This is a genomic window from Streptomyces sp. NPDC012510 (genome assembly GCF_042955065.1).
Taxonomy (GTDB): domain Bacteria; phylum Actinomycetota; class Actinomycetes; order Streptomycetales; family Streptomycetaceae; genus Streptomyces.
This window is the reverse complement of record NZ_JBIBEN010000031.1, coordinates 83,721-91,684: the sequence shown is the minus strand read 5'-3', so window position 1 is coordinate 91,684 and position 7,964 is coordinate 83,721. Positions and strand designations below refer to the sequence as shown.

Sequence of the window (7,964 nt, the reverse complement as noted above, 5' to 3'; positions counted from 1 at the left end):
ACTCGACCTTGGTACGGGCGAGCTGGGGGAAGATCTCGCACATCTCACGGAACAGGATCTGTCCGCTCTTCTTGTCCGAGGTGGGGTCGGACGGCCCTCGGAGCCGAGCTAGCCGTTGGCGGTCATACGGCATCCCCTGCGGGCGTGGCGATCCCGGCCGTGTTCTCGACCGACAGCAGGGGGTCCTGCCGCCCGGAGCCGAGCCAGCGCACCAGGGCCACCAGGACGAGGGCGAGGACCGCGAAGGCGATGAGGATGGCGCTGACGGCGGTGACGCTGGGGTCGATGTCGAAGGTGAGGGAGTTGTAGACCTGCACCGGCAGGGTGACCGTGTCGACGGAGGAGAGGAACTGGGAGATGTAGAACTCGTCGAAGCTGGTGATGAAGGAGAAGATCGCCGCCGCGATCATTCCCGGCGCGGCGAGGGGGAAGGTGATGCGCCGGGCGATCGTCATGCGGCCGGCGCCCATGCTGGCGGCGGCGTCCTCGAGGCGTTCGTCGATGCCGCGCAGGGTCGCGATCAGGATGAGCACCGCGATGGGTGAGGCGAGCACGGTGTGGCCGAGTGCGATCGCGATGGGGCTGCCGAGCATCGCGGCCGGCTCGAAGAGGAGGAACAGGCCGAGGGCGGTGACGATCTGCGGGATGACCAGCGGGCCGAGGACCAGGGCGAAGACCGCGGAGCGCAGCGGGAGTTCGCTGCGGGTCAGGGCGGTCGCCGCGGTCACGCCGATGATCAGGGAGAAGACGGTGCTCAGGCAGGCGACGAACGCGCTGAGGGAGAGGGCGGCGGGCCATTTGCTGCCGTCGGCGAACAGGGCCTTGTACCAGTTCAGCGTCCACGTCTCCGGCGGGAAGGCCGCGAAGGCGTTGTTGCTGAAGGAGGTGACGAGGATGACGATGATCGGCAGTGCCAGGAACAGCAGGATGACGGTGGCGACGGCGGTCAGGGCGATCCGCCCGGTGAGGCTCTTGCGCAGCTCCATCATGACGCGCTCCTCTTCTTACGGCTGGCGCCCAGGGAGCCGACGGCCTTGACCAGCAGCAGTCCGGCGAAGGTGAGCAGCAGCAGGATGACGCCCTGGGCTGCGGCCCCGTTCCACTGGTTCTCCTTGGTGACCTGCTGGTTGATGAGGGTGGCGATCATCGTCTGGTTCGGGCCGCCCATCAGGGCGGGGGTGATGTAGTAGCCCAGCGAGAGGATGAAGCTGAGCAGTCCGGCACTGGCCAGGCCCGGGGCGACCAGCGGCAGGTAGACGCGGCGGAAGATCGTCACGCGTCCCGCGCCCATGCTGGACGCCGCCGCGAGCAGGCGGCGGTCCACCCCGCGCATCACGCCGTACAGCAGCAGCACCGTGTAGGGGAGCATCATGGAGGTGGTGCCGATGACGACGCCGAGTTCGTTGTAGAGCAGCTGGAACGGCGCTCCCGGTACCGACATGGCGCCCAGGGTCTCGTTCACCAGGCCCTTGTCGCCGAGCATGATGATCCAGCCGTAGGTGCGCACCAGGGCACTGACGAAGTGCGGCACCACCACGATCAGCATCGCCAGTCCTGCCCACAGGGGCTTCAGCCGCGAGATCGCGTTGGCCAGGATGAACCCGAAGACGAGGCTGAGCACCGCCGTCTCCGCGGAGATCCGCAGTGTGGTGAACAGGACGGAGAGGTTGACGCCGGTCAGGGCGTCGGCGTACCAGTGCAGGGTGAACGAGCCGTCTACGTCCTTCAGGCTGAGCAGCAGCGTGGTGAAGATCGGGTAGACGAACAGCACCAGCAGATAGACGACGACCGGCAGCGCGTAGAGGATCCCGACCCGGGTCTTGCGCGAGGCCAGCAGCTTGCGCGGGCGGGCGGGCGCGGTGGCGGTGAGGGTGGCGGCCATGGCTCACCCTGCCTGTTCGGTGGGGAAGAGGTTGACGTCCTCGGGGTCGGCGGTGATTCCGACCCGCTCTCCCGCGACGGGGCCGCGTCCGGCGGGGACCTCCAGGCGCAGCAGCGGCGCCTCCTTGCCGTCGATGCGTACACCCGCGCGGACCAGGGTGCCGACGTAGGTGGCGCTCTCCACCGTGCCGGTACAGAAACCGTCGCCCGAGGCACAGGCGCGCAGCCGGCCCGGCTGCACGGCGACTGTGACCTGGCTGCCGGAGGGCAGTTGGTGGCGGCGTGCCTTCAGTAGACCGCCACTGTTGTCGAGGCGGACCAGGGTGTGGTCATCGGTGTGCTGCTCGATGCGGCCGGGCAGGAAGTTGGCCGCGCCGAGGAAGTCGGCGACGAAGGGGGTCTTCGGCCGCTCGAACAGCTCCCGGGGGGTGTCGAACTGCTCGATCAGGCCGCTGCGCATCACCGCGATGCGGTCCGACATCACCAGCGCCTCTTCCTGATCGTGCGTCACATAGATGACGGTCAGGCCGAGTTCCTGCTGAATACTCTTGATCTCCACCTGCAGCTGGTCGCGCAGCTTCTTGTCCAGCGCGCCCAGCGGCTCGTCCATGAGGATGACCGGCGGACGGTAGACCAGCGCCCGGCACAACGCCACACGCTGCTGCTGACCACCGGACAGCTCACGCGGCTTGCGCCCGCCGAACCCGGACAGGCCGGCGATCTCCAGCGTCTCCCCCACCCGCCGGCGGATCTCGTCCTTCGCCACACCACGCAGGGTGAGCGGGAAGGCGACGTTCTCACTGACCGTCATGTGGGGGAAGAGCAGGTACTGCTGGAAGACGAAGCCGAGGCCCCGCTTCTGCGGCGCCAGCCGCGTCACGTCCCGGCCGCCGACGGTGATGGTGCCGGAGTCGGGCTCGCAGAACCCGGCGATCATCATCAAGGTCGTGGTCTTGCCCGAGCCGGAGGAGCCGAGGAAGGTGACGAACTCCCCCGCCGCGATCTCCATCGACGCCTCGTCGACGGCGACGACGTCGCCGTAGGTCTTGCGCAGGGCCACCACCGACAGCGCTTTGCCGGTCGCGGCGGCCGGCTGAACGCCGGCCACCTTGACAGACGGTGTGGCGACACCGAATTCAGCCACGAGCCCACTCCAACCAGCGCTTGGTGACGGCCGACTCGTTCTTCAGCCACCAGTCGACATCCGCGTCGAAACCCTTGTCGTAGTACTTCGGCGCACCCGCGGACGCGTTGCGCTCGTCCTCGGTGAGCCTGGCGTAGGCCACCGGAGAAGACGGGTTCGACGGGAAGAACTTGACCAGGTTGGCCTGGCTCTCCGCCCGCAGCGAGAAGTCCATCAGCTGGTAGGCGGCGTCTATGTTGGCCGCGCCCTTGGCGATGGCGTAACCCGAGAACTGGCGGCGCATGCCGTTGAGCTGCCGGGTGACGGGGACACCCTGCTTCTCCAGGTCGGCGATCCGGCCGTCCCAGACGGTCGACATCGTCACCTCCTCTCGGCTGAGCAGCACGCCGGGCAGCGGGCCGCTGTCCCAGAACTTCTTGATGTCGTCCCGCAGCCGGGTCAGCACCTTGAACGCGCGGTCCACATCCAGGGGGTAGAGCTTGTCCAGCGGCACACCGTCGGCCAGCAGCGCGAACTCCAGCTCCGGCAGGTCACCGTCCGGGCTGCACATCGCACGGCCGCCCTGGAAGGCCTTGGTGTCGAAGAAGTCCGCCCACGACTCGGGCTTCTTGCCCCCGAAGGCATCCGTGCGGTACGCGATGCACTGCCCGTAGAAGGCAGCGCCGATGGCATGCTCCGTGATTTGGTTCTCCGGGATCTTCGCGCTCTTCACGCTCTTGACCCGGTCGAGGTCCAGCGCCTCCAGGGCGTCCTGCTTGACGTACTTGTGGTGGGACATCAGCGAGTTGTTGATGAGGTCGCACTGCGGCCGGCCCTGCTTGATCTGCGCCAGCAGCGGAGCGTCGTCCAGGTTCAGCACCTTGACTGTGATGCCGGTCTCCTGCGTGAACGGCGTGTAGATCGCCTTCTGCAGGGCCGCACCGTAGGAACCGCCGCTGTCACGGACGACCACCGTCTTGCCCTTGCCACCGCTACCGGTGGAAGTGCTGCGGCTGGTACCGGTGCCGCAGGCGGCGAGGGAGGGGAGGGTGGCGAGGGCGGCCAGGCCGCCTGCTCCGCGCAGGAGCGCTCTCCGGCCGATCACGGGATCACTCATGACAAATCTCCTGGAAGTAGCGCGCTGAGGGCAAGCTCAGCGGGATGGAGGAATCAGTGGGGCGGGTGTGCGGCGCGTCAGTCGCGGGGGATGGCAATCTCGGCGAGCAGTGTGCCGGGGCGGACGGTGAGCCCGTTCATGCCGTAAATGATCTTTCCGTTGGCAGTGGCGGCGATCTTGTGTTCGGCGCCGTCGGCGGGGTCGATGACGCGGCCGATGGTCTGTCCTTCGATCACCTCGTCGCCTGCGATCGCGTCCGGGTACCAGAGGCCGGCGGCCGGGGAGACGACCTCGCCCGTCCAGACCCATTCACGGGGCTGCACGGTGACCGGTGCCAGATGCAGCGGGGCCTCGATGACACCGAGGTGGTGCAGGAGCCGGTACAGGCCGTCGAGGAGTCTGCGTACGGTGGCCGGGTCTCGGTCGCCGAGTTGCCCGGTCTCGATGAGGATGGCGGGGATGCCCTGCCGGTTCGCCGCGGCGTGGCTGTTGCCGCCGTCCGGGAGCGGGCGGGGCATGACCCGTTCGTAGCCGACCGCGTGGGCCATTGCCTTGTTCTTCGTGGTCAGCTCGGTATCGGAGGTCACGCGGTAGCCGACGAAGTCGACCAGGTGCTGGTCGATGCCGCCGCTGTGCAGGTCCACGTAGGCGTCGGCGCCGTTGATCACGTACTCGAAGAGCCAGGCCGCCATCCGTTCGGTGGGGCCGCCCCCCGTGTCGCCGGGGAAGACGCGATTGATGTTGACGCCGTCCAGCGGGGAGATGTTGAGCCTGCCTCCGTAGACGGCCGGTGGGTTGGCCACGGGGCAGATCACGAGTCGGCCGGAGAGGGCGTCCGGTTCCAGCATCCTGGCCAGGCGGGCGGCGGCGTCGATGCCGATGAACTCGCCGCCGTGGACACCACCGGTGATGACGACCGTGGGTCCGGGACGGGAGCCGTTGACGAGGATCAGGGGCACTTCCGCTGTCGTGGTGCCGAGGTCGGCGGTCAGTGTCCCGCTGGTCTTCTGGCCGGGCTCGGCCCGCAGTGGGCCGATGGTCAAGGTCATGTCCTACCTCGTAGTGAACTCAGGCCGCGGTGCGGCCGTCTGTGCTGATGAAGCCGATCGGCTGGGAGGTGCGGCCCTCCAGCGCGAGGTCAGCGGCGATGTCGCCCATGGCGGGCGAGATCTTGAATCCCTGACCGGAGAAGCCGGCCAGCAGGATGATGTCGTCGCAGCCCGGCAGGGGGCCGACCAGCGGCCGGGTGCTGTCGGTGTAGCCCTCCATGAAGACGGACAGCCGTACCGGGTCGGGGTTCAGGCCGGGCAGGTGGCGCCGCACAATCTCGGTGAAGGTTTCCAGTTCCTCCGCCGCGACGGTCCTGTCCAACCGGTCAGGGTCGTCCACCGGCTTGTGGTGGGCCTGGGACACGCCGAGCTTGACGGACAGGCCGTCCGGGGACGGGATCCCGTAGAAGGGGATGGCACCGCCCCTGCGAATGAAGCCGGGGCGCTCCTCGCCGGCCCGGTTGTCCTCGTTGGGTACGTACCAGGCGCTGATGGCTCGGTAGACATCCACCCGCCAGGGCAGGTCGGGAAGCAGGTCGCCCACCCAGGGGCCAGGGGTGACCACCGCGGCGTCGAAGCGTTCCGTGTCGGTGTCCGTGCGGATCTCGACACCTCCCCCGGCGACCGGCCTGACCTCCCTCACGGGGGTGTAGCGACGGATCCGGGCGCCCAGCTCCTCGGCGCGGCGGGCCGCGGTCTGGACGGTCAACTCGGGCCGGATGAAGCCTGCACGGCGGTCTAGGACCACCAGATCGCCGTCGTCGACCCGGAACTGCGGGAAACGCTTGGCCAGAGCCTCGTTGTCGATCACCTCGTGGTCGATGCCGTGCTCGGCGATGACGTCGACGACGGTACGCATCTCGGGGTCGTCGGCCGGTCCCATGAACAGGCAACCCGTCAGCTTGCGCAACTCTCGGCCGGTCTCCGCCTGCAACTGCTGCCAGAGGACGTCGGCGTGCCGCACCAGCGGCACATAACGGCCGTCGTCCGTCTGCACGTTGCGGAAGACCCGGGTCTCTCCGCCGGCGGCGCTGCGGTCGTGACCTGGAGCGAAGCGGTCGTAGGCGACGACATCGGCGCCCCGGGCCGCCAGCCGCCAGGCGGCCTGGCTGCCCACCGTGCCGGTACCGACGACCGCGACGCGCTTTTTGGTGGCCATGTGGTTCTCCCTGCGCATGGGCCGGATGGTGGTCGGGGGGTTCAGGACTCGGTGCGGTCTACGGTCGACACGAAGTCGATGGGCTGGGAGGAGGAGCCCTCCAGCGCCAGGTCAGCGGCGATGTCGCCGAAGGCCGGGGAGAGCTTGAAGCCGTGGCCGGAGAAACCGGCGAGCAGGATCACGTTCTCGTTGCCGGCGCCGGGCAGTGGACCGACCAGCGGGCGGCTGCTCCCCGTGTAGCCCTCCATGAAGACGGACACCCGGGTCGGGTCCGGATGCAGGTCCGGCATGTAACGGCCGATCAGCTCGGAGTAAATCTCCAGCTCGTCCGGTTGGACGGTGCGGTCCAGGGCGTTGGGGTCGCCGGCCGGGCGGTGCAGATCCTTGCTGAGCCCGAGCTTGACGGAGATGCCGTCCGGGGAGGGCAAGCCATAGCAGTGGGTGGGGGTGGTGCGGATGAAAGCGGGGCGCTCCTCGCCGAACCAGGCGTCGGTGGTGGGCACGAACCAGGCACTGACCAGGCGGCGGATCTCCACGTCCCAAGGCAGGCCGGGAAGCAGGTCGTTGACCCACGGGCCGACGGTCACGACGACCGCGTCGAAGCGCTCGCTGCCGGAGTCGGTGTGGATCTCCACCCCGCCGTTCACCGGCGTGATCTCCCGCACCGGGTTGTAGCGGTGGATCACGGCGCCCAACTGCTCCGCGCGGCGGGCGGCGGTCTGGACGGTCAGCTCGGGACGGATGACACCGGCCCTGCGGTCGAGCACGACGGCGTCGCCGTCCTCGAGTCGGTACTGGGGGAAACGTTTTGCCAAGGTCTCGGCGTCGAGCACCTCGTGGTCGAGGCCGTGCTCCGCGATGGACTCAAGGACGGTGGCCATCTGCTGTTCCTCGGTGGACCCCATGAGGAGGCATCCGGTCAGGGTGCGCAGTTCGCGGCCGGTCTCCCGCTGGAGCTGCTCCCACAGGACATCAGCGTGCCGGAGCAGCGGAACCCACCGGGAGTCCTCGAAGTGGGCGCTCCGGAAGATCCGGGTCTCGCCACCGGCGGCGCTGCGGTCGTGGCCGGGGGCGAACCGGTCGTAGCCCACGACCTCGGCGCCGCGGGCTGCGAGCCGCCATGCGGCCTGGCTGCCCATCGTTCCGACGCCGACGACGGCGACGCGCTTCCTGGCTGCTGACACAGGGCTTTCCTTTCGTAACGCCGGGCCGCATGCTGGGCCCCGAGCGTGAGGCTGTTCGATGTACGCGGCCTGTGGGGGCGAGCCCCTTGGGGCCCAATCGCTCCCGTCCGTCCGGGTTCGGGGATCCCCCTCGACCTTCGGAGCTTTTCGAAGCCGTGCCACATTGTGGAATGTTGTGCTAAGATCTGGCACAGAGAATGACAGCGGCTCCGAGGGGAGTCAAGAGGGTGTCCAGCACTATTTCTGAGGATGAACAGGGAGAAACCGGATGGAGATGAAGAGCGTCACCAGGTCGCTGCGCATCCTGGAGGCGGTCGCCCAGCATCAGCCGGTCACCGTCGGGGAGCTGACGAAGATCTTCGGCCTACCGAAGTCGACCGTGCAGCGCAGCCTCGTCACACTGGCCGAGGCCGGCTGGCTGCGGGCCAACCGCAAGGACACCACCCGCTGG

Annotated in this window: 8 protein-coding genes; 1 reads left to right on the top strand and 7 read right to left on the bottom strand. The window is 68.5% G+C overall.

What is annotated here, in order from left to right; all coding sequences use genetic code 11:
* Positions 1-122: 122 nt before the first annotated feature.
* The 7 genes from ACFY9I_RS38245 to solA (ACFY9I_RS38215) all read right to left on the bottom strand — a co-directional run bounded on the left by ACFY9I_RS38245 (position 123) and on the right by solA (ACFY9I_RS38215) (position 7,513).
* Positions 123-989 carry an ABC transporter permease subunit gene (locus ACFY9I_RS38245; protein WP_391010879.1) on the bottom strand — a complete coding sequence of 289 codons (867 nt, stop codon included), beginning with the start codon at positions 987-989 and terminating at the stop codon, positions 123-125.
* Complete coding sequence (locus ACFY9I_RS38240; RefSeq protein WP_391010877.1) at positions 986-1,882, bottom strand: ABC transporter permease subunit; 897 nt, start codon at positions 1,880-1,882, stop codon at positions 986-988. Before ACFY9I_RS38240 ends, ACFY9I_RS38245 begins: the two co-directional genes overlap by 4 nt.
* A 3-nt stretch (positions 1,883-1,885) precedes the next feature.
* Complete coding sequence (locus ACFY9I_RS38235; RefSeq protein WP_391010874.1) at positions 1,886-3,025, bottom strand: ATP-binding cassette domain-containing protein; 1,140 nt, start codon at positions 3,023-3,025, stop codon at positions 1,886-1,888.
* Entirely contained in the window at positions 3,018-4,121 is a 1,104-nt protein-coding gene (locus ACFY9I_RS38230; protein ID WP_391010871.1) for an extracellular solute-binding protein, read from the bottom strand. Before ACFY9I_RS38230 ends, ACFY9I_RS38235 begins: the two co-directional genes overlap by 8 nt.
* 77 nt (positions 4,122-4,198) lie before the next feature.
* Positions 4,199-5,170, bottom strand: a complete 972-nt coding sequence (locus ACFY9I_RS38225) for a succinylglutamate desuccinylase/aspartoacylase family protein (RefSeq protein ID WP_391010868.1) — start codon at positions 5,168-5,170, stop codon at positions 4,199-4,201.
* A gap of 19 nt (positions 5,171-5,189) precedes the next feature.
* Positions 5,190-6,329: an N-methyl-L-tryptophan oxidase gene (solA, locus tag ACFY9I_RS38220; RefSeq protein ID WP_391010865.1), complete on the bottom strand. Its 1,140-nt coding sequence runs from the start codon at positions 6,327-6,329 to the stop codon at positions 5,190-5,192.
* A gap of 41 nt (positions 6,330-6,370) precedes the next feature.
* Positions 6,371-7,513 (bottom strand): N-methyl-L-tryptophan oxidase, encoded by a 1,143-nt coding sequence (gene solA / locus ACFY9I_RS38215; protein ID WP_391010862.1) that lies wholly within the window; start codon positions 7,511-7,513, stop codon positions 6,371-6,373.
* A 274-nt stretch (positions 7,514-7,787) separates the two neighbouring features.
* Between solA (ACFY9I_RS38215) and ACFY9I_RS38210 the strand changes: the two genes are divergently transcribed.
* On the top strand, positions 7,788-7,964 hold a 177-nt coding region (locus tag ACFY9I_RS38210; RefSeq protein WP_391010891.1), incomplete at its 3' end, for a helix-turn-helix domain-containing protein.

Excerpts from the sequence above, each read along its gene's own strand:
- solA (WP_391010865.1), bottom strand. The coding sequence starts at position 6,329 with ATGGCCACCAAAAAGCGCGTCGCGGTCGTCGGTACCGGCACGGTGGGC.
- ACFY9I_RS38240 (WP_391010877.1), bottom strand. The coding sequence starts at position 1,882 with ATGGCCGCCACCCTCACCGCCACCGCGCCCGCCCGCCCGCGCAAGCTG.
- ACFY9I_RS38230 (WP_391010871.1), bottom strand. The coding sequence starts at position 4,121 with ATGAGTGATCCCGTGATCGGCCGGAGAGCGCTCCTGCGCGGAGCAGGC.
- ACFY9I_RS38225 (WP_391010868.1), bottom strand. The coding sequence starts at position 5,170 with ATGACCTTGACCATCGGCCCACTGCGGGCCGAGCCCGGCCAGAAGACC.
- ACFY9I_RS38245 (WP_391010879.1), bottom strand. The coding sequence starts at position 989 with ATGATGGAGCTGCGCAAGAGCCTCACCGGGCGGATCGCCCTGACCGCC.